Annotated in this window: 15 protein-coding genes; 7 read left to right on the top strand and 8 right to left on the bottom strand. The window is 40.8% G+C overall.

The annotated features are described in order from the left end of the window. Positions 1 to 13 precede the first annotated feature (13 nt). On the bottom strand, positions 14 to 961 hold the full coding sequence (locus OCI93_RS00470; protein ID WP_261592495.1) for an ion transporter: 948 nt from the start codon (positions 959 to 961) through the stop codon (positions 14 to 16). Then, positions 955 to 3,633 (bottom strand): bifunctional acetate--CoA ligase family protein/GNAT family N-acetyltransferase, encoded by a 2,679-nt coding sequence (locus OCI93_RS00475; RefSeq protein WP_261592494.1) that lies wholly within the window; start codon positions 3,631 to 3,633, stop codon positions 955 to 957. The genes OCI93_RS00470 and OCI93_RS00475 overlap by 7 nt, the downstream gene beginning before the upstream one ends. A 520-nt stretch (positions 3,634 to 4,153) precedes the next feature. On the opposite strand from OCI93_RS00475, the gene OCI93_RS00480 reads away from it, so the two are divergent. Beyond that, positions 4,154 to 4,867, top strand: a complete 714-nt coding sequence (locus OCI93_RS00480; RefSeq protein ID WP_261592493.1) for an SIMPL domain-containing protein — start codon at positions 4,154 to 4,156, stop codon at positions 4,865 to 4,867. On the opposite strand, the gene OCI93_RS00485 is transcribed toward OCI93_RS00480, so the two are convergent. The 3 genes from OCI93_RS00485 to OCI93_RS00495 form a co-directional block, all read right to left on the bottom strand. Further along, positions 4,852 to 5,616, bottom strand: coding sequence for a substrate-binding periplasmic protein (locus OCI93_RS00485; RefSeq protein ID WP_261592492.1), 765 nt, complete (start codon positions 5,614 to 5,616; stop codon positions 4,852 to 4,854). The genes OCI93_RS00480 and OCI93_RS00485 overlap by 16 nt on opposite strands. Positions 5,617 to 5,882: 266 nt before the next feature. After that, positions 5,883 to 6,389 carry an NUDIX hydrolase gene (locus OCI93_RS00490; RefSeq protein WP_261592491.1) on the bottom strand — a complete coding sequence of 169 codons (507 nt, stop codon included), beginning with the start codon at positions 6,387 to 6,389 and terminating at the stop codon, positions 5,883 to 5,885. A 148-nt stretch (positions 6,390 to 6,537) separates the two neighbouring features. Next, the gene (locus tag OCI93_RS00495; RefSeq protein WP_261592490.1) at positions 6,538 to 7,590 is read right to left on the bottom strand and encodes an aldo/keto reductase; all 1,053 of its coding nucleotides are present in this window, start codon (positions 7,588 to 7,590) and stop codon (positions 6,538 to 6,540) included. A gap of 138 nt (positions 7,591 to 7,728) precedes the next feature. Between OCI93_RS00495 and dinB the strand changes: the two genes are divergently transcribed. The 3 genes from dinB to OCI93_RS00510 all read left to right on the top strand — a co-directional run bounded on the left by dinB (position 7,729) and on the right by OCI93_RS00510 (position 12,156). Next, a complete protein-coding gene (gene dinB / locus OCI93_RS00500) occupies positions 7,729 to 8,790 on the top strand; it encodes a DNA polymerase IV (RefSeq protein WP_261592663.1) in 1,062 nt (353 codons plus the stop codon). 76 nt (positions 8,791 to 8,866) lie between these two features. Continuing rightward, complete coding sequence (locus OCI93_RS00505) at positions 8,867 to 10,552, top strand: carbon starvation CstA family protein (RefSeq protein ID WP_261592489.1); 1,686 nt, start codon at positions 8,867 to 8,869, stop codon at positions 10,550 to 10,552. 71 nt (positions 10,553 to 10,623) lie between these two features. Next, a complete protein-coding gene (locus OCI93_RS00510; RefSeq protein WP_261592488.1) occupies positions 10,624 to 12,156 on the top strand; it encodes a M17 family metallopeptidase in 1,533 nt (510 codons plus the stop codon). A 75-nt stretch (positions 12,157 to 12,231) separates the two neighbouring features. Here the strand turns inward: OCI93_RS00510 and OCI93_RS00515 are convergent, their stop codons facing one another. After that, the gene (locus tag OCI93_RS00515) at positions 12,232 to 13,917 is read right to left on the bottom strand and encodes a dipeptidyl-peptidase 3 family protein (RefSeq protein WP_261592487.1); all 1,686 of its coding nucleotides are present in this window, start codon (positions 13,915 to 13,917) and stop codon (positions 12,232 to 12,234) included. A gap of 220 nt (positions 13,918 to 14,137) precedes the next feature. On the opposite strand from OCI93_RS00515, the gene OCI93_RS00520 reads away from it, so the two are divergent. Further along, positions 14,138 to 14,977, top strand: coding sequence for an HDOD domain-containing protein (locus OCI93_RS00520; protein WP_261592486.1), 840 nt, complete (start codon positions 14,138 to 14,140; stop codon positions 14,975 to 14,977). Positions 14,978 to 15,311: 334 nt separating this feature from the next. On the opposite strand, the gene rdgC is transcribed toward OCI93_RS00520, so the two are convergent. Beyond that, a complete protein-coding gene (gene rdgC / locus OCI93_RS00525) occupies positions 15,312 to 16,220 on the bottom strand; it encodes a recombination-associated protein RdgC (protein ID WP_261592485.1) in 909 nt (302 codons plus the stop codon). A gap of 99 nt (positions 16,221 to 16,319) precedes the next feature. After that, positions 16,320 to 18,080: an ATP-binding protein gene (locus OCI93_RS00530; protein ID WP_261592484.1), complete on the bottom strand. Its 1,761-nt coding sequence runs from the start codon at positions 18,078 to 18,080 to the stop codon at positions 16,320 to 16,322. Between the two features lie 198 nt (positions 18,081 to 18,278). Between OCI93_RS00530 and OCI93_RS00535 the strand changes: the two genes are divergently transcribed. Both OCI93_RS00535 and thrA read left to right on the top strand, forming a co-directional pair. After that, a complete protein-coding gene (locus tag OCI93_RS00535; protein ID WP_261592483.1) occupies positions 18,279 to 18,647 on the top strand; it encodes a response regulator in 369 nt (122 codons plus the stop codon). Positions 18,648 to 18,969: 322 nt separating this feature from the next. Next, positions 18,970 to 21,381, top strand: coding sequence for a bifunctional aspartate kinase/homoserine dehydrogenase I (thrA, locus tag OCI93_RS00540; RefSeq protein ID WP_261592482.1), 2,412 nt, complete (start codon positions 18,970 to 18,972; stop codon positions 21,379 to 21,381). Positions 21,382 to 21,395 lie beyond the last annotated feature (14 nt).

A 21,395-nucleotide genomic window follows, 5' to 3' on the forward strand; every position in this document is an offset into this window, starting at 1 on the left:
TTTTATATTGTAATTACAGCTTATTACCACAATGCTTGCAATATAAGGCATGAACACGTTGGCTACTCATCATTTTTATTGCTTGATTAGCCTCAGCATGACTTAAACCAAGCTCTATACGCAGCATCTCCAAGTGTTCTTGCTCGCTTGGGTCTATTTTCCCGTCGTTTAAGCTATGCAAAATAGCTTCATTAAAAGCATCGCGGCTTTTGCGCTGTTGATCAGCAAAGCTAGAGGCAAGTAACCCTGTGGGAATTGCTACCATACCCATACTCAGTAATGTGATAACACCACCAAAAAACCTCCCTGCGGCAGTTACAGGCACAACATCACCATATCCTACCGTGGTCAGTGTTGCCATGGCCCACCACATAGCTTGTGGGATAGAACCAAACTTATCTGGCTGTATATCATGTTCAAGCAAATAAATACCGCAAGATGCCATAATTAGAACAACCGACATGATAAAAAATGCAGCCAGTAAGCTACTACTCTCTTCTTTAAAAGCGGCTAATAGTAGTTGCATAGCCCTTGAATAGCGAGTGAGCTTAAAGATGCGTAACAACCTAACGACTCTTAAAAAGCGTAAGTCAAAAGTGATGAACACCATCAGCAAGGTCGGTAAAATAGCTATTAAATCAATGATTGCCAGTGCAGAGCAAAAATACTTGAGACGTTTTTTTATATTACTGCAAGATAGGTGTTTATATTCAATTTTATCTACACAACACCACAGCCTTAATAAGTACTCTATGGCAAAGATGGCAACGGAAATGAGCTCGAGTTGGAGAAAATAGTCGTGATATTGCTTCGCAAGATTTGGTACTGATTCCAACACAATAGCAACAACATTTGTCATAATCAGGGCAATTAAAAAGAGATCTAGATAGCGCCCTACATGATAGTATTTGCCACTACCTTCAAGTATTGCGGCTATTTTTCCACGATAAATAGTTAGCATAATGAGTTTAATTTTAACTCCATATTAATAGTGCCTTCTTCAAAGTCACGAATAACGGTAAAGTCGAGCTTTTTAGCTAACTCGATCATACCGCCATTTTCTGGCAATGTAATACCACTGAGTAATGAGATCCCTTGTTGTGATGCATAGTCAATGATAGCACTCATTAATAATCGTCCAAGACCTAACCCTTGAGAATCAGAGCGCACAATTACTGCAAACTCTGCGCTTGAATTATCTGGTTCAATTAAAAGGCGAGATACCCCTAACGTTCGATAGCTACTTTTGTATGGTTCAATGATAATAAATGCCATTTCTCGGTCATAATCGATTTGTGTCATTTTAGCGAGTTGTTCGTGGTTAAATTGCGGTAGTTCACCAAAAAATCGACGGTAACGATCTTCTTTTGACAAAGATTGATCAAACTCTTGATGGGCGCGTTCATCTTCTGGTTTGATAGGCCTTAAAATGGCGCTCTGACCATTTTTTAAAGTAACATTTTGTACTAAATCTTTAGGGTATGGTCTTATTACTAAACGCTTTTTACCTAATGTGGGTTGATAGGGAGCTAAGGTAATATTGGCATCAAGTACTAAAAACTGGCCACAACTGGCAAGGACTGGGTTGAGTTCAATAGACCATATATCAGGTTGGTCAATCACCAATTGTGATATACGCGTGAGTAAATCACAGAGTCGATATTTATCAACCTTACCTGGTATTGCACGCTCTTTAAGTACCCCTTTATCATGTGCTGCGGCAATCAGGTATTTAGCCAAGTTCATATTTAATGGCGGTAGTGCCACCGCAGCTTGCGAAAACTCAAGTCCAGTTCCAGCTTCACCAAGTAAAATAACTGGACCAAAGTTTGGTTCAGTTTTTACCGCTATTCGCAACTCTTGCGCACCGGCCCGGGGTGCCATTTTCTGCAGTGAAAAGCCTTCAATAAGCGCATCAGGATAAGCGTTTTTGATACGTAACAGCATCGCGAACGCAGTTTGCTCTACTTCGTTACTGTCGTTTAAATTTAGCACAACACCACCTACTTCTGACTTAGAGGCTATTGATGGGCTGATTAATTTAAGTGCTACAGGAAAACCAAGTTCAATGGATTGCTCTTTTGCTTCAGTAGGTGTTAACGCGACGCGCGTTTCTATGCAATCAATATCATAATGACAAAGTAGCTGATGCGCCAAGTGTGTGGATAGTGAGGTATGTCCTTGTTTTAATAAAGACTGAATTGTTTTTTTCGCGGCTTTTGCATTGATTTGTTTATTGTCGCTTTTGGACTCTGGTGTTTGGGTTAAATGCTTTTGATTTCGACGATAACTGATTAAATGCATAAATGCGCCTACAGCTCCTTCTGGCGTGCGGTAAGTTGGAATATCATTATCAGCGCAAATATCCCTTGCTGAGTAAGCCGCACTTTCACCCATAAAATTGGTCATAACAAAAGGGCGCGCCATTTTAGGAATTGTCTGTAAAGTCGTTGCGATAATTTTTGCGTAATCCTCACTGGGTGCCAGCGCTGATGGCGAGTGAATGATCAGCAAGTTTTTTACTTCTGGCGCTTTTAGGAGGATCTCAAGTGCTTTTTGATAGCGTTGCGGGGAGGAGTCGCCAAACAAATCTACGGGGTTAGATGTTTTATCTGATTGCGGTATTATGGCGTTCAATGCGGCACGTGTTTTTGTATCAAGTTGTGCAAGCTTGCCAGAGCGCTGCAGTAAAGTATCAACAGCCATCACACCGGGCCCGCCGCCATTAGTTAAAATACAAAGGTGCTCTACTTGTAAAAGTTTGGGGTGTAAAGCCAGTGTTTGGGTGGCAGCAAATAACTCTCGTAAATCATTCACTCTAAGCATACCAGCACGCTGAAACATGGCATCATACACCGTATCGTCTGAAGTTTTACCACCAGTGTGTATATAGGCCGCTTCTGCCCCAGCTTGGGTTCTGCCTGTTTTAATAACAATGACGGGTTTGCTAAAGGCCGCAGCTCTGGCTGCAGAGATAAATCGTCTAACATCATCGATATTGTCTATATATAATAATATCGCTTTGGTTCTTGCATCACGGCCGAGAAAATCCAGCAGTTCATCAAAATCAATTCCTAAGCAATCCCCAACAGAGACAAAATAGGAAAAACCAATGCGCTTACTTTGTGCCCAGTCCAATATAGTTGAGCACACAGCAGCTGATTGAGAAACAAAAGCCAGTTTTCCTGAGGTGGCTACAGTATGAGAGAAGCTTGCATTGAGCCCAATATGTGGCACGAGTAGGCCTAAGCAATTGGGCCCAAGTAATTGGATATTGTGACGCTTAGTTGCCTTTTTTATCGCGATTTTTTGCTTGCTATTTAAACCTGCAGCGATGATCACTACGTTTTGACAACCGATATCACTTAACTGTTTGAGTAGCGGTTCCAGAGTATGCTTATTAGTACAAATAACCGCAAGTTCAGGAGGCTGTGGTAAGGCGTTAATACTCGTATATGCTAGTACCCCATGTACCGCTTTGTGTTTAGGGCTGACAGGCATGATTGGGCCTTTAAAGCCACCTTGCAGTAAATTGCGCATGACCACAAATCCAGCACGCTCGGGTGAGTTTGAGGCACCGATCACGGCCACGGAGCGTGGATTTAAAAATTGCCCTATTTGTTTAACGCTCATTTATTTTCCTGTTTTAATCCATATGGTTAAGTAATCTCAGCTCTGGATAAGCGAATTTGCCCAATAAAGCTATTTTTCACACTCTCGGCGTTGCTTTCATTTGCAATAGCACGTTATTACTGCATAAAAGCGCCTTGATATTGAACAAAATATCATCATTGGATTGTACGTAACATTTGTTGAAAAAATATTCTCTATTACAAAACCCTTATCCAAACCTGAGATTAAGTACTAAATCTTGATTGAGACTTAGAGCGTGCTTATCTTTGTTGTTTGTTTATGAACTATTATGCTGCATTGCTCATTTGGCGTATTGAAAGCCTTTGATGTGCACAAAATTCATACCTCATGTGTCAACATGCCCTAGCTTGGATACATGAGGCATTCAGATACGAGTAGTTAAACTCATCAGCTCAAAAGTTGAAAACTTTGGTGAGTTATCACTTTAATCAGTTTTTGGTTATTGATCGAGCCATAATCAGTGATAGTTTGATCTAGCAACTTATTTGGAGCAATAAAAATGAATGAAGCATTGGGTAAGCATATCGGGGCTGCGGGCATACTGGCGTTAGGTTTAGTACTAAGTACTTGGCTGATAGCGCAAACATTTCAAGATATAAAAAGTATGGAAAGAACGGTACAGGTCAAAGGTCTAGCAGAGCAAGAAGTGATGGCTGATACGGTGATTTGGCCGGTATTTTACAAAGATGCTGATAATAACTTGGAAGCGTTGGTAGCAAGACTTGAGGAGAAAAACTCAGCTATTCGGGCATTTTTAACTTTACATGGTTTTAATGAAAGTGAGGTGAGCCAAGCAACACCCTCAATTGTAGATAAGTATGCACAAGAATATGGTCAAAATGAGCGAGGCTTTCGCTATGTTGCTAAATCAGGTCTGACTGTGTTTAGCCATCAACCAGATAAAGTTAAGCTTGCGTTGGGTCAATTAAGTACATTGGCAAAGCAGGGAATAGCGATTACTCAAGATGACTATCAAAACCGGATTGAATATATGTTTACAGGTCTTAATGATATCAAACCTAAAATGGTGCAAGAGGCAACGCAAAAGGCACGTGAAGTGGCACTTAAATTTGCTAAGGATTCAGACTCTCAACTTGGTAAAATAAAATCAGCGCGCCAAGGGCAATTCAGTATTAGTGACAGAGATAGCAATACACCTCAAATCAAAACTGTGCGTGTTGTCACAAGTGTTGAGTACTACTTGTCAGATTGAGGCACAGGCAGTTGCCAGCGAGTGAGTATTTGCGCATAAACACCACTTTTTTTAATATGCTCCATAGCGGCACTGAGCTTTTGAGCGATTTTTGGGTCTAATTTAATGTTTGCACTAAGCCAAAGCTCTGAGGAAAGTCCTGTTAAATGCAGTTTTTTCTCAATAAGTTTAGGGTTTAAGCCACTGCGTATAATCTCGTTTTCAAGTGTTAGTGTGTTGGTGAGAACAAGATCAATACGCTTTTTATAAAGCAGTTGCCAAAGTTGTGTGTAGTGACCGACAAGCACCAGGTTTTCTTCTTCACTGAACCCAGCTTGTTGCAAAAAGCGAGCACTAGAATAGCCTCGAATGGTACTTACTCTTAAGTTTTGTGCTGCTTCGAGAGTTTGTGGATTGATTGGGTTACTCGCTAAGCTTACTAAGTATGCATCAGCAAAATAGCTTTGCGCAATCCATTTAAACTCTCTGGCTCGTTCGGGGGTTTTGATTAAAGAAAGCATCAGCGCATTAGGGTCTTCTTGTAGTTCTTTATAGGCACGCGCCATAGGCATGATGGAGAATGTGCCATCAAGTTCTGCGTGTTTTAATGCGGCATGTGTTATTTCTACAAGGGCTCCAGATATTTGCCCTTGGGCGTTTTTAAAATGGTATGGGGGTAAGTCTTCTGCATAAAATATGAGTGCTTGTGCCTTTGAGACTATGCTCACAAGCACAGTGATTAAAATACAATGAAAAAATCTCAACGCCATACTACCTCCAGTGTTCAACTTCCCATTGTAGATTGTTTATGGGTTAGCGTACATGACTAAATAGCACACAAAGGCACATCGCATTTACCTTTTTAAAGTACTTGCTCTATTATGCCCACTTTATTACAACACCGACCATTCTAGCGAGCTAACTGACTCATTAACGGCGTTAAAAGTGACCCATTTAGAATAATGTCATACCGTAGCTTTCGCCTTGTTACTAAGTCATTTATCTATCGAAATATCTGGTAATTTATTTAATGGTATTACATTAGGTCAGTTTTAATTTTCTGTAATAAATAGAGCTCTCTAATCAAAGACTGGCCTTTTTTTTCGCTGTTTTTTAAGGTGCGCTGGTTGTGTGCAATTGCTTCATTAATGTTTACCCAAACTGGCTTCATGCCATTTGCTTGCTCATAGTCTTCCATTTGAGGCTGGTTGAATTGGCCGCATATTTCACAAATATAACAATTTGATATGATGTGGATATTGTCATAATCATGTTTGTACCAAACACGGTACTCCTCGTATCGACCAAACTCTCTGATATTAACGATACTTTCTACGCCAGTTTCTTCTTGTAGTTCCCTAAGTAATGCTTGCTCTATGGTTTCATTTTTATCAATGCCGCCACCTGGTAGTGAATAATCGTCATAGCGGGCGGTATATAACAACAAAATCTTCTCACCATCAAGTACAATGGCTCGAGTTGTATGGCGAGTAAAATGAGTGCCAGGTAGCGTATTGACAGTGGTTGGATTTAGTTGCTGCATTATAAAGGATATCTAGTGGTATATTTTGATAGCCAATTATACGGTATGTGCAAACAAAGGTTAATGTTTTAGCTACGCATAGGCCCATACAAGGGCCTTAGAGGGAGGTTTGGGTTTGTTCAAATTAAAGGCTTTTAATACGACAAAGTTAATAAGGAGAGGGAAAGTGGTGCAGCACTTCATGCACAGCTTTAATCTGCTCACCTGTTAAATTAAGGTCGAAAGCCTGTATGTTTTCTTTTAACTGTGACATTGAGGTGGCGCCAATAATGGTTGAAGTGACCCCATCCACTTGATTAACCCAAGCAAGTGCTAACTGTGCTGGTGTAATACCAAATTGTTGAGCAAGCTTTGTATATGCCTCAATTGCTTGATTGGCTTGGAGCGTATCTCTAAATAACCCATTGCGCTGCATGTGTGTCCAACGAGACCCTTCAGGGCGCGCACCATTGAGGTATTTACCCGTTAACGAACCCGCTGCTAGAGGAGACCAAGGTAAAAATGCAATGTCTTCGTGCACGCAGTTTTCAATTAAATAAGGCCAGTCTTTTGTGTGTAATAAGTTAAATTCGTTTTGAATGGCAACAGGCTTGGCAAGGTTATGTTGTGAGCTTAGGCGCAAATAGGTGTTGATCCCCCAAGTGGTATCATCTGATAATCCCCAGTTACGAATTTTACCTTGTTCAATACAAGCATGAAGGGCTTGTAAAATATCTAGCATCGCGGCAACTTCTTGATCTCGGTTAACGTCAGAGAATGTCACCATACCAGGCCAATGCTTGGCAAAATGAGGTGAAGTTCGATTAGGCCAGTGTAGTTGATAAAGGTCGATATAATCAGTGTTCAAACGCTGCAAAGAGTCATCAACTGCCTGTAAAATTGCTTGTCCTGTGATTGGCGCGCCTTCTCTAATCCAGCTAACACCACTGCCTGAAATTTTGGTTGCCAGTATCAACTGCTCTCGCTTTTCACGATGTCGTGCTAACCAATTACCGATGATTGATTCGGTTTTCCCATATGTATTCGCAGAAGGGGGAATTGCATAAAGCTCTGCGGTATCTATAAAATTAACACCATGGCTGAGCGCGAAGTTAATTTGCTCGTCTGCATCATGTTGATTGTTTTGCAAACCCCAGGTCATACTGCCCAAGCACACTCTTGATACATCGAGTGTGCTACTACCGAGTCGACTAAATTGCATGCTAAATCCTTGTTAAAGTTAGATTCGACGTTAACGTCAAGACTTACCCAGTTTAGTGCATTCAGGGCACGAGTAAAAGTTGCAACAGGGGTAAAATTATGGGCATAATGAGCTGTATATAAATACAGTTGTTTGATGATGCGTAAATTCATACATATTGATATGGATTGTTTCTATGCAGCAGTTGAAATGCGAGACAATCCTAAGCTGACTAATATTCCGATGGCAATTGGTGGCAATAGTCACCGAGGGGTTTTGTCTACGGCTAATTACCTAGCGCGTGAATATGGCGTGCGCTCTGCAATGTCTAATTATCAAGCAAAAAAGCTGTGCCCTCAATTAGTAATTGTGCCTGGCAGAATGGCGGTTTATAAAGCGGTATCAGCACAAATAAGAACAATATTTACTCGTTATACGCAACTGATAGAACCGCTGTCCTTAGATGAAGCGTATTTAGATGTAACTGATTGCGGTGAGTTTGGTGGCAGTGCAACTTTAATTGCACAGCAAATACGGGCCGATATTGAGCGTGAAACTGGCCTTACGGCCTCGGCAGGTATTGCATCAATTAAATTTTTAGCAAAGATAGCCAGTGATGAAAACAAGCCAAATGGCCAGTTTGTGATAACACCCAATGAGGTGCATGATTTTATTGATACGCTGCCTTTAAAAAAAATACCAGGAGTAGGCAAAGTCACCCAGCAAAAACTATTGGCATTGGGCTTTCAGTACGGTTGCGATATAAAAGCCAGTAGTGAAGATTTTTTGTATCAACGTTTTGGTAAGTTTGGGTTGGTTTTATGGCGTCGCTGCAATGGCATTGATGAACGCCAAGTGGAAACTCATCGTGTAAGAAAGTCGGTTGGGGTTGAAACGACATTCAGTGAAGACACCAGTGATGGAGAAGAGTTAACACGGCGGCTTATTGAGTCGTTGTTTCCTGAACTGACTCGGCGTTCACAATCGTACTTGCAAACACGAGGTATGAACAAGCTAGGCGTAAAGGTTAAGTTTTTTGATTTTCAATCAGTAAGTAAAGAATGCCAATATGATAGCTTAAATGTTGAGGTACTGGTCGCGCTATTACAAGACTTACTAGTGCGCTACCCAAATAAGCCAGTTCGCTTGATTGGCATTAATATTGGGCTTATTGATGCTAAAAATAGCCAAGCTCAGCTAGGTTTGTTTGATTGCGACTAAAAGGTAAGTGCATTATTTGTTAACTGTGTTAATTTCTAAAATTATACTAATACAATAATGAGCATGGGAGCCCACAATGCAGTCAATTATGATAGTCATGTTTGGCATCATAGGTATGCTATTCGGTTGGTTTGTTTATTCCAAATTTATTGCTGAAAAAATTTTTAAGATGGATGACACTTTTGTCACTCCGGCCCATGAGTTAAATGATGGTGTAGATTTTGTGCCTACCAACAAAGTGGTACTTTGGGGTCATCATTTCACGTCTGTTGCGGGAGCTGCTCCCATTGTTGGGCCTGCAATTGCAGTGTATTGGGGATGGGTCCCTGCGGTATTATGGGTGGTCATTGGCACCATATTCTTTGCCGGAATTCATGATATGGGGGCGTTGTGGGCCAGTTCGCGTCATCAGGGTAAGTCAATGGGGGCACTTTCTGAAACCGTCATTGGTAAGCGTACCCGTGCTTTATTTATGATTGTGGTTTTTCTGGTGTTATTAATGGTGAATGCTGTATTTGGTGTCGTTATTGCCAACTCATTTGTGGCAAACCCTAGTGCGGTATTGCCAGCTTGGGCTGCAATCGCTGTGGCTTTGGTTATAGGGCAACTACTCAAGCGTAAAGTGCCGTTAGTACCGTTGTGTATAATTGGCGTTGCTATTTTATATGCCACTATCTACATGGGCTCAAGCATGCCCTTGGCATTGCCAACAGAGATGTTTGGTCTTAGTGATAAAGCCAATTGGATTGTGATTTTATTCATCTATGCTGCTGTAGCATCTTTATTGCCAGTATGGATGCTTTTACAACCGAGAGATTTTATCAATGGTATGCAATTACTAGTTGGGCTGATATTGCTTTATGGTGCGGTATTTGTGGTCATGCCAGATATCACAGCCCCGGCATTTAATACGCAGGTCGTTGCCGAAACACCCAGCATCATACCCTTATTATTTGTCACCATAGCATGTGGTGCTGTTTCCGGCTTTCATGGCATTGTGTCCTCAGGTACCAGTTCAAAACAATTAGATAAAGAAACCGATGGACGATTTGTCGGGTATTTAGGTGCAGTCGGTGAGGGGGCTTTGGCTTTAATTACCTTAGTTGCAGTGAGCGGCGTAATGCTAGCAATGTCGCCTGAGCAATGGCATGAAATATACAGTCATTTAGGGGCGGGTAGTGTGGGGGCGTTTATTACTGGAGGCTCTAATTTAATCAGCAGTGGTTGGGGCATTTCGGCAGAAGTTGCGGCGACATTGCTGGCAGTGATGGTAGTGCTTTTTGCGGGGACAACCATGGACTCAGGTGTGCGATTGCAGCGTTATATTATTCAAGAGTGGGGTGATATTTATCAGTTGTCACTATTAAAAAATAGCATTGTAGCCACATTAATCGCTATTGGGTGTTGTTTGCTACTTGCTTTTGGGGCTGGTGGAGCATCGGGCAGCGGAGGTATGATTATATGGCCATTGTTTGGTTCAACTAATCAAATACTAGCCAGTCTTACTTTGTTAGTTATCTCAGTATATTTAATAAAGCTCGGCCGTTCAGCTAAATACACCTTGATCCCTATGAGTTTTGTATTACTAATGGCATTTTTTGCTGGTGTGATTAAATTGCAAGAATACTACCAGCAAGGTAATTGGTTGCTGGTAGTATTAGATTTAATCGTATTGGTTGTCAGTGTGTTGGTAATGTTAGAAGCGTGGTCTGTGATAACTAAATATCATCGTACTAAAGCTGTAAGTTCATCTGCACAATAGCGACTTTACTGGCAAAGCATTATTAAATAACCCATAATCGGGCCCTTATTTTGTAACTAAGGGCCTTTTTTATGTCTTTTCCTTTTGCGCTACCGTGTAGTGACTTAGTCAATAATAATGCAGATGCAGTGATAGTCATTGCTGCTGACGTTCATGATCTTCATGATGAACGCCTCAATAAGGCTGTTGCACCTTATTTAGCCGTCGATGCTAGAATTTCGAGTAAAGCAACTTTGGTGCTTGCAGATGAACTGCCTGGAAAGCGCTTGATAGTGTCACCAACAGGCCCATTAAACCGCGATTATGATGATGTACGCCGTATTTTTGATGCGGCAAAATCAGCCATTAGTGAAGCCAAAGCAGCCGGTTGCAAAGCGCCTGTCTTGCATGTTGTCGGTATGCCTAAAGATGTTCGTTATCAAAATGCCCTACAAGTGGCCTATTTAGGCGCGTGCCAAGCGCTATGGCAACCACTAGAAGCGCGTGAGTATCGTGGTCAAAGCATCGAGCCAATGACTGAAATTAGCATGCTAGGGGCTGATGAGACACTGTGTAAGCAGTTAAATGCCATAGCTGCGGGTCAATATGCTGCCCGTGATTTGTGTGGTACCGAGCCTGAACGTATGGCACCGCCAAAATTTGCTGATTACTGTGTTGAGTTATTTGCAGGTACTTCAGTATCAGTCGATATTATTTCGGATATTAATACGATAGAGCAGCAATACCCTATGCTTGGCACTGTAGCTCGTGCTTCTTATGCTGTAGAGCGACATCACCCTCGTGTTGTAAAGTTGGTTTATACACCAAGCGATGAAGTAAAACGCACACTGATGTTTGTTGGTAAAGGGTTGGTGTATGACACAGGGGGCGCCGACCTTAAAGTGGGCGGTTTTATGGCAGGAATGAGCCGTGATAAAGGCGGAGCTGCCTCGGTTGCAGGTTTTATGAAAGCGGTAGCTGATTACCAACCTGCTGGCGTTAAAGTGATTGCCTACTTAGCCGTAGTACGTAATTCAATTGGTTCTGACTGCTTCGTACCAGATGAAATTATCACTTGTCGTGAAGGGTTGAAGGTACGTATTGGTAATACTGATGCAGAAGGTCGTTTGGCCATGGGTGATTTATTAAGCGAAATGAAAGAGCTGGCTAAATCAGCAATCAATCCAGAGCTATTTACAGTTGCAACGCTCACAGGTCACGCAGCAAGAGCTGTGGGGCCATATAGTGCTTATGTTGAAAATGGTCCAGCACGAGCAATGGGTGTATCTCGTCAGCTAGCGGATATTGGTGATTTATGGGGTGATGGCGCTGAATTATCGCGTAGTCGCCGCGAAGACTATGACTTTGTGAAACCTCGTACCTTGGCCGATGATGTATTATCAAGTAACAATGCACCATCGGCAGTGACCGCCCGTGGTCATCAATTCCCAATGGCATTTTTGGCGATTGTTGGTGGCATAGACAAACACGGTAGTGATTCAGATTTACCATTACCTTATGTGCATATGGACATTGCAGGTAGCGGCGTTGAAGGTGGCGATTGGCAACACGGTAAACCGACTGCGGCAACAGTTAGTAGCTTATTTGCACGCTACTGTTTGTAAATCCATTTTTGCAAGTTTTAATAGGAAGGGCACTTAATGTGCCCTTTTTAAGTTATGTAGTAAAGTGACTTGTACTTATTTCAGTCCTAGTACTGATTTACCTTGCTTAAACGTTACGTCAACAGGAATATTCGCTTTAGAGAGCTTTTCTAAATCGGCCGCCAGCTCAGTTTTAATATCCCCATGTGTTGCAATAAGTTGATCAACTTTTTGATAATCACCATCACCTTGTAAAGTTAGAATTAGGTTTGATAGTTTCTCCATAGCAACAGCCATTTTCTGCATATCAACCTTGTAATGGCCTTGCGAATTTTTTGAAAATGCACCTTGTTCTTTGAAAAAGTTAAAACGGATCATGTTCGCTTTACCATGAGCACTAGAAGCACCAAAACGTACCGAACGGAAGATCCCAGCCATAAAAGTAACGTAGTAATCTTCGATAGTGCCCTCTGTGATTTCGCCTTTATTGAGTAACTGCTCAACCATATACAAACCTAAAATGTCAGCTTTGCCTTCTTCAAGCGCGCTTGCGTGTTCTTGCAAAGATTGGCGGACAGTTCCTTTGTTTGTTATGGTGTTTTTTATACCTAACCCATGTGCTACTTCGTGGAACATGGTATTAGCAAAGAATGCATCGAAGGTGATATGTTTGCGCTGCTCTGGCACAATAAGTTGATCTGCTATCGGTAACATTATTTTGTCAAACTTAGCACGCATAGCATTTTTAAGTTGTAGGCGGCGAGTGCCTTTTTCTAGCTGAACTTGCTCGTCATTTGGCAAGTTGATGGCAATTGTTTTGCTACCAGCATTTGAGTGACCAGCATAGTAAATGACATCATAAGCATTTAAATCAGCATCAGAACCGGGTACTTCTTGTTTGTACTTCTCATCAACTGGTAAGCCTGTTTGTAGCTCAGGTAAGAAAGCGGCAAACTTGGCTAAACGCTCACTCCATGCTAAATCTTTGACGAGTACATATGACTCAAACCCAGCTCGATAGCCAAATAATTGATCTTCGTATGTTTCAATTGGACCTATAACTACGTCAATTGGGTTATTTTTCATATCCATCCAAGCGAAGTCAGACGTTTGGTAACTGTTGTTTAATAGCGCATCTGCGCGCAATGTTAGGTAATTAGCAAACTCTTTATCATCAGCCAGCTTGCTGGCTTCTCGTAAAAGTTGAGCGGCTTGAGATAGCTCTTTTTCATAAATTTTAGAATAGGGAAGAGTGTGAAGTTTACCCTGCTCATCGCGCTTAACGATTGAGTATAGGCCTTTTTTGTCTTTTAAATCTGAGTTATTCAACTCTTCTTTAGTCATATCGTGAGGGTAAAACTCAGCACCCGGCGCTTTATTTTCAAAGCCATTTAAGAAAACTTTGTCACCATCTAACCTGTCCCAAGGACCATAGTTAATATCGGCAAACTTACGCACTTTTTCATCTTTAATTCGGCTTAAAAAAGAGTCTTTATCCATTGCAAAGCTTTGCTTCCAAAATAGGTCATCCATTAATTTAGATGCATCTATCAGTTTGGCTATCATTTTTTTTTGGTTATTACTTAGGTGTGATAGGTCAGTTTGTAGCGTAACTTCAGTGTAAATATCTAATCGAGATTGTGGCGTGTTGATTAGTTCATAGCTAGGTTGTTTTTGCTGTGAGCCTTGAACTTTGTTTGCGGTGCTTGCAGGGTCTGAGCATGCGCTTAATGCGAGTGTGCTGGCAATAATTAATGCTTGGCTAATTTTAGAAAGTCTCATGTTGCTCTCTTTGATTGTTATTGGAAAAATGCCAGTCTACTTTACCTTATTAGCTAAAAATATTCTGCACAGATGCGGTGCAATTATTAGAAAAGGCTCTAAGTGAGCACAATAGAAATATTTTTATGTATATTTCTTAACTTTATGGCGATGTTAGACAATACTAAAACCATATAACAACAGTACTTTAATGCTAATAAGCCGTTTTGGAATCGAACCTATGTCAACAGAGAATGCCTTACTTACCATCCTTATTGATCGAATAAATAATGATACTTTAGTGTTGCCTACCTTACCTGATGTGGCGGTTAGAGTCCGCCAAGCCGCAGATGATCCGGAAGTTAACTTGATGCAAATGGCTGATGCTATATCTCATGATCCTGCGCTATCAGCACGAATGATTAAAGTAGCGAACAGCGCTTTTATGGGACGCTCAGTTAAAGTTAATACACTTAACCAAGCTGTCACTCGTATTGGACTTAGGCAAATTAAAAATATTGCAACAGCAATGGCGATGGAGCAATTGTTCGTTTCTAATAATAAACTGATTAAAACTTACATGGATAAAGCATGGCAAAAAACCTTAAAGGTGGCATGCCAAGCTATCACAACCATGGATTTTTACCTAAAAGTTAATAAACATACCTCACTTAATAAAGATACGATTACTTTGGCGTCGTTAGTTTTTAATATTGGTGTTCTTCCTATTCTAACCGAAGCAGAGCGCCACCCTGAGGTGTTTGCGAATCCGAGCTTTTTAGCACATGCAATTCAAAAATTGGCAGGAAAGATTGGTGGTGCGATTATGCGTGAATGGGGTTTTACAGAAGAGTTTGTAGAAGTAGCAGAGAGCTGGTCTAATCCCAATTATAAACCTGAGCAAGACAGCTATGTAGACTTTATTCGTGTTGGCGCAATATTAGAAGGGATTTTACAAGTATCAGATAAAGCAGCGTCGCTAAGTATTTACGAGCAAAAAGGAATTGTTCGCTCTGTGGATATGTTTACGAGTGAAGAGTATCAAGCCTTGCTTGAAGATGTGAAATCGATGTTTGCATAAATAAGTACTGAACTAGGGGTTGTTGATCTTTGAGGTATGGATTTTGTTCAAATTAAAGGCTTTCATTACGCGAAATGAGCAATGCAGCATAATAATTTATGTTAGTTGCGAACGACAAAGTAATGGAAGCCTTTGGTTGAACCCTTTGGGCTGCGCCATTCGGGCAATTTTTCTACGTTATCAACTGACTTACATAGAGTAACTATGCTACGCAGGTTCTGCGGGGCAGCCCCTGCCTTGGAAAAACACCCGAATAACTGCTGCAAAAACACACAGCAAAGAACAACAGCCCTAAAATTTGGTAAGTCGCAAAGTCGACTTACCAAACGTAAGACTATATATCGGTATTGTCACCTAGATTTTGAGTTAGCTCTTCTAATAGCTCTTTAATCTCTTCACTTACTAAAATGAAATCAGCATCAAGCTTTACTGCCATATCTTCTTTAGGGATGTCTGCGTTTTGCTCTTTAAGCGCATCAGCATAACCTAAACGTTTAATAGAACCATCATTTTGTAGTATGAATTTTACACGCTCACGCCAGTCAAATGCGAGTTTGGTGACACGCTTACCATTTTCTAAATGACTTTTTATCTCATCAGAGGACAAGTCATGCTGTTTTAATTTAACTTGAGCACCGTTATCGTCAGGCTCTTGAAGCTCTGCATCAGTGCCAATTGCAAATCCTTCCGGCGCTTCAAATTTTGTTAACCAATCAGTTAAAAATACATCGAGATCATAATTGGCAAAAGCGGGTACCACTGGAAGCGTACCTAAGGACTTTCTCAGTAAAGCAAGTAACTCTTCTGCTTTGTTAAAGCTGGCGCTATTAACAACGACCCAGCCACTTTCTTGGTCAATAAACGCAAATTGCAGGCTAGATTTCTTAAATGCTTGAGGTAGCAAGGTGCTTAGAATGTTTTCTTTTAGTTCGTCTTTTTCTTTTTTCTTTACTGGACGATTTTCTTCGCGTTCTATCAATTCAACTTTTTCAGCAACCATATCGTTAATTACAGACGCGGGAAGTACTTTTTCTTCACGTTTGGCACATATTAGAATACTTTTTTGCGAAAAATGCGACAAACTGTCACCATGTTTACCCAGTGCTTTAGACCAGCCAAAGGTGCTCATATCTTGGCTGCCACATGGTCTAAACAAGTCTTGCTCTAGGGCTTTTTCAAACTCTTCTTGGTTGTATGAAACATCTTGCTTAAATCGATAACAGATCAGGTTACTAAACCACATATATTGAAAATCCGTGCTTAAAAATAGATAAGCATAATAGCAAGAAATTTAACTTAAAGGGCAATGCCATACTTAAACTTTATGTAGGACATTGCGTATTCAGCTGAATATACCCATGGGCGCTTGCATGTTTTTTGGAAACCTAATGAAGTAAGTTAAGCCTTCGCCTTCTTCACTACTCACTTCAATATCGCCATTAAGAGTTTGCTTTACTAAGTTTAAAGTTATGTGCGTTCCTAAGCCGCTACCGCCTTGATCTCGTTTAGTCGTGAAAAATGGGTCAAAGAGTTTTTCAAGTTGTCCACTACTTACGCCGCGACCATTATCTTTGTAAACAATTTTAACATCGTCATGGTCATCGGTAATGCTAATATCAATAGCGCCCTTATCAATACCATCAAAGCCATGGATAAGAGAGTTCATAATTAAGTTAGTGAATATTTGACTTATTGCACCTGCTGGCAGGTTAAGTATTAGGTCATCCGGACAATCAATATCAATGGTATGTTTCGTCTTTTTGATTTTTGGATGCAATGAACGAACAACTTCTGAGAGGTATTCTTTGAAGTTAATTTTCCTTACTGCTTCACTTGCCTGATCAACGGCAATTTGTTTAAAGCTAGCAACTAATTCCGATGCTCTATCTAAGTTGGTCGTCAATAAACTGGTGCTTTGTTTTGCTTCATTAATAAACTCCTCCAGCGCTTTGGGAGAGAGTGTTTTTTGCGTGTAAGCGGCTTCTAGTTTGTTTAAGCGTTCTTGTAAGAATGATGTTGCAGTAACGCCAATTCCAACCGGTGTATTTATATCATGTGTAATACCTGCAACCAATCCGCCAAGCGCGGCCATTTTTTCTGAGCCTACAAGGCGCTCTTGTGCCATATTCAGCTCATCAACATATCGTTCGAGTTCTTTTTGCTTAGTAAGCAACTCTTGCTCTGTTTGGCTACGCAGATCAACCTCTTCTGTTAATGTGAGTTTTTGTTTTTCAAGCTCATATTTTTGTTGTTGTAGGTCCATCATGGCTTGACTGAGGTTTGATGTTTTTCTTGCCACTTCTTGCTCTAGTTGCAAATTGTGTTGGTCAAGCTTTTCATTACTAATAATCAGCTCTTTTTGAGTTTGATTTAGTTGTTTGCGATACCCAGATACTTTGTCGATTAATTTGTTAAAAGCCTCTTCCATGACTTTTAACTCATTACGTTCAGTCGTTCCAATATCAATTTTTTTGCCATCGATGTCATCAAGTTCGATTTCCTCAATCTGGTCGGTTAAGTCTGTCAACGGCTCAGTGAGCAGGCGGCGGAATGCAATTAAAAATAAGATGATTAAGAAGGTGGTCTTAATCATGGCATTACCGATTAAAAAGTAAATTGAGATCATGATGCGGCTAAAAACCACATCGCGAGATGAAAATAATGTGACATCGCCAACCTGAGTTGCGCGGCCTGAAAACTCAAAAATGAGTGGAAAAGTATACCCAAACAAGCCAGAAGGAGTATCCTCTATAATTGCTTCTTCTTGAACTAATTGTTGGCTATATAATTCATGTATGTCGAGTGAACGACCAAGTTGGGAAATAATCTCTCCGCTATCATCTCGTACAATGATGCCTTCAATCATAGGAATAGCTAGTAGTCCCTCCGCAGTCGTTACGGTTTGTTTGGTGTTTAGCTCCCAAATTGCACGTGTAAGGCTGCGACTGAATGTTTTTTGTAACATCGTCAATTCGTTGCGGATATAATCTTTAGTATTGACATACTCTGCGACAACTTGACCGCACGTCACAACGAATGTCAACAAAAAGTAAACAGAGAGCACATTCGTGAGTAGCTTTTTTGATAGGCTTTTTTGTAGCATGAATGAACGACTGCTCCCCAGAGAAGAATTATTTTAGAATGGCTAATGGTAAACTTAGCTAATAAAGGCTTAAAAATAAATAAATATCTTGTTTTTCGCATAGAAAAACGCCTTATTATCATTGTGTCTAGTATTCCTTACTGATGAAAGAATATTGTGTTATAAGAGCCATGTATAAAAAACAGTAGATAGATTGTAATGAATTACTCAATATTAGTGTGTGACGATTCAACGGTTGCACGTAAACAAGTTGTTCGCAGCTTGAGTAGCTCGTTGAATGCAAATATAAAACAAGCGAAAGATGGTTTGGAGGCAATTGAATTGTTAAAAAGCCATGCAATAGATTTATTATGTTTAGATTTAACTATGCCACAGCTTGATGGTATTGGTGTGCTGGAATATATAAAAAATGATCCACAGATAGAAACTTTTGTGGTTGTTATATCAGCGGATATTCAAGCAACGATGAAGCAAAAAGTGATTCAATTAGGTGCTATTGAGTTTTTAGAAAAGCCGGTTGATAGTGAGCACCTTTTAAAACTGCTGCACACATATGGTATACGCTAATTAGGTTACAAACAGACTGTTAACCTTATATTTTTTCACCTCAATAAATTTTTGAGTCGACTTGCCTAAAATGAAACGCATAATTTTTGCAAATAGATAAGCCGAGGTTGAAATTTTTGCATATTATTTGTTTGTTTTATCGGTTGACAAAGTGCCTATATTTCGGGCAAGCTAAAAACATGAAAACAAAATTTAACACCACCTCGATTATTACAACCACCATCCAATCTGGATAGTGGCATAGGTCGGTGCGTATTTGAAAAGGCCTGTGTTCACTAAGAACACAGGCCTTTTTTCGTTTTAGGAATGAGGAAACTTAAAAATGCGTGTTTTAAAATTTGGCGGCTCATCGCTGGCTAACTTTGAATGTCTTAAACAAGTACAAAATTTAATCTTAAATCAGGCGGGTGAAGAAGCGTTGATTGTGTTGTCAGCGCCCGGTGGCATAACTGATCAGCTTGTGGAGCTTGTGGAATTAGCTGAACAGGGAGCAGATTATTCCACTCAGTGGCAGGCGTTGTCAGAGCGTGCTACTGCGCTGCTAGAGCAAGTGGAAAAACTTTACGGCACTGTGACGCACTGGCCCAAGTTTGACGATTTACAAAATAAGTTGGCAGGAGTTAAGTTGCTAAACAACTGCCCTGACTCGGTTCGTGCCTATGTCATTAGTTTTGGCGAGCGAATGAGTGTGGCATTAATGCAAGCTATGTTAGGCGTCTCACAAGCGGTATACCTTGAAGCTACAGATTGTATCGCCAGTCATGGTGGTTATCTAGATGCTGAAGTGGACTTGCAATTGAGTCAGTCTAAATTTGCCACAGCCATGAATATTAACCCGAGTAAGTATTACATTATGCCAGGTTTTACTGCCAGTAATGCACGTGGTGAGTTAACTACTTTGGGTCGTAATGGTTCTGATTATTCAGCCGCCGTTGCAGCAGCCTGCTTACGTGCTCAGGTATGTCAAATTTGGACTGATGTTGATGGTGTTTATAATGCAGATCCACGGTTTATTAAAAAAGCCAGTAAGGTTGATTGGTTGTCATATAAAGAAGCCATGGAGTTGTCATACTTTGGCGCTAAAGTATTACACCCTAAAACCATTTTACCTTGTGCAAAGTTCTCCGTGCCTTGTGAAATAAAAAATACTCATAACCCAGACGTTGCAGGCTCAGTGATCAGTAATGAGCGGCGCGGTGATGAAGCGGTGAAAGCGCTATCAAGTCTTGAAAACTTGGCAATGCTCACCGTATCAGGCCCTGGTATGAAGGGTAAAGTAGGTATGGCATCACGGGTATTTAATGCGCTTGCAAGTGATAGTGTTTCTATTGTTTTAATCACACAAAGTTCATGTGAGTTTAGTATCAGCTTTTGTGTTCATGAGACGGACTTAGAGTTAGCGCTCAATGCGCTAGAGTTGGCCTTTGAGCTTGAAGCGCAAGCAGGCTTGATTGAGCCTGTTCAAGTGCAGCGTGATTTAGCTATTGTGACCTTAGTTGGCGATAATATGAAAGCCCATAAGGGGCTTGCTGCAAAGTTTTTTGCATCTTTAGCGCAAGCGCAGTTAAATATTGTTGCGATAGCACAAGACTCAACAGAAAGTGCGATTTCAGCAGTTATTGATGGAGCGCGATGTAATGACGCTGTTAAAGTCTGTCATGAAAACTTCTTTACACACATTCCATCGATTGACGTATTTTTATTGGGTTGTGGGCTAGTTGGTCAAGAACTTATCAAACAGTTGAAAAAGCAACAAGCTTGGTTAGAAGCACGTAATATAAAACTAAACTTATATGGTGTTGCTAACTCAAAGCAATTGTATTTGAACGCCGAAGGAGTGCCTTTTGATACTTGGCAATCTCAGCTTGCCAACCAACAGCAAGGGTTTGCTCTTGAGCATGTTGAAGCATTCGTAAAGGCCAATCACTTGATTAACCCTGTGCTGGTTGATTGCACATCATCACAACACCTTGCGGATCAGTATGTCGACTTTCTTAACGCTGGATTTCACGTAGTAGCGGCAAATAAAAAAGCCAATACAGGTAGCTATGAGTATTATCAGGCGTTAATGCAAGCGGCACAAAGTAAACAAAGAAAGTTCTTGTATGAGACAAATGTGGGGGCTGGGTTGCCTGTCTTAGATAACTTGCAATTGTTATTTGGTGCAGGTGATGAATTGTTATCGTTTAACGGCATCTTATCAGGATCTCTTTCTTACATGTTCGGTGCGCTTGAAGATGGTTTGAGTTTATCTCAAGCAACACTAAAAGCCAAAAGCAATGGCTTTACTGAACCCGACCCAAGGGATGACCTCTCTGGCACCGATGTTGCGAGAAAGCTGCTTATCATTGCTCGTGAGTCTGGGTTAAACCTAGAGCTAAGTGATATTGAAGTAGAGCCAGTGGTGCCTGTTGATTTTGCTCAAGGTAGCTCTGTGGATGAATTTATGGCACGTTTACATGAGCTTGATGCCAGTTTTACAGACAAAGTACAAAGTGCGGCAAACGACAATAAAGTTTTACGATATGTGGGGAGTATTGTAAATGGGCATTGTCGCGTCGGTATTGAAGCGGTAGATAAAGCGCATGCACTTTACGATATTCGTGATGGTGAAAATGCGCTGGCTATTTTAAGTCAGTACTATCAACCTCGTCCATTTGTTATTCGTGGTTATGGTGCCGGTGCTGAGGTTACCTCTGCGGGTGTATTCGCTGATATTTTAAAAACTCTTTAGAGTAGGGATTATTG

This window comes from Pseudoalteromonas holothuriae (assembly GCF_945859825.1).
GTDB classification, from domain to species: domain Bacteria; phylum Pseudomonadota; class Gammaproteobacteria; order Enterobacterales; family Alteromonadaceae; genus Pseudoalteromonas; species Pseudoalteromonas holothuriae.

Excerpts from the sequence above, each read along its gene's own strand:
- OCI93_RS00470 (WP_261592495.1), bottom strand. The coding sequence starts at position 961 with ATGCTAACTATTTATCGTGGAAAAATAGCCGCAATACTTGAAGGTAGT.
- OCI93_RS00475 (WP_261592494.1), bottom strand. The coding sequence starts at position 3,633 with ATGAGCGTTAAACAAATAGGGCAATTTTTAAATCCACGCTCCGTGGCC.
- OCI93_RS00480 (WP_261592493.1), top strand. The coding sequence starts at position 4,154 with ATGAATGAAGCATTGGGTAAGCATATCGGGGCTGCGGGCATACTGGCG.
- OCI93_RS00485 (WP_261592492.1), bottom strand. The coding sequence starts at position 5,616 with ATGGCGTTGAGATTTTTTCATTGTATTTTAATCACTGTGCTTGTGAGC.
- OCI93_RS00490 (WP_261592491.1), bottom strand. The coding sequence starts at position 6,389 with ATGCAGCAACTAAATCCAACCACTGTCAATACGCTACCTGGCACTCAT.
- OCI93_RS00495 (WP_261592490.1), bottom strand. The coding sequence starts at position 7,590 with ATGCAATTTAGTCGACTCGGTAGTAGCACACTCGATGTATCAAGAGTG.
- dinB (WP_261592663.1), top strand. The coding sequence starts at position 7,729 with ATGCGTAAATTCATACATATTGATATGGATTGTTTCTATGCAGCAGTT.
- OCI93_RS00505 (WP_261592489.1), top strand. The coding sequence starts at position 8,867 with ATGCAGTCAATTATGATAGTCATGTTTGGCATCATAGGTATGCTATTC.
- OCI93_RS00510 (WP_261592488.1), top strand. The coding sequence starts at position 10,624 with ATGTCTTTTCCTTTTGCGCTACCGTGTAGTGACTTAGTCAATAATAAT.
- OCI93_RS00515 (WP_261592487.1), bottom strand. The coding sequence starts at position 13,917 with ATGAGACTTTCTAAAATTAGCCAAGCATTAATTATTGCCAGCACACTC.
- OCI93_RS00520 (WP_261592486.1), top strand. The coding sequence starts at position 14,138 with ATGTCAACAGAGAATGCCTTACTTACCATCCTTATTGATCGAATAAAT.
- rdgC (WP_261592485.1), bottom strand. The coding sequence starts at position 16,220 with ATGTGGTTTAGTAACCTGATCTGTTATCGATTTAAGCAAGATGTTTCA.
- OCI93_RS00530 (WP_261592484.1), bottom strand. The coding sequence starts at position 18,080 with ATGCTACAAAAAAGCCTATCAAAAAAGCTACTCACGAATGTGCTCTCT.
- OCI93_RS00535 (WP_261592483.1), top strand. The coding sequence starts at position 18,279 with ATGAATTACTCAATATTAGTGTGTGACGATTCAACGGTTGCACGTAAA.
- thrA (WP_261592482.1), top strand. The coding sequence starts at position 18,970 with ATGCGTGTTTTAAAATTTGGCGGCTCATCGCTGGCTAACTTTGAATGT.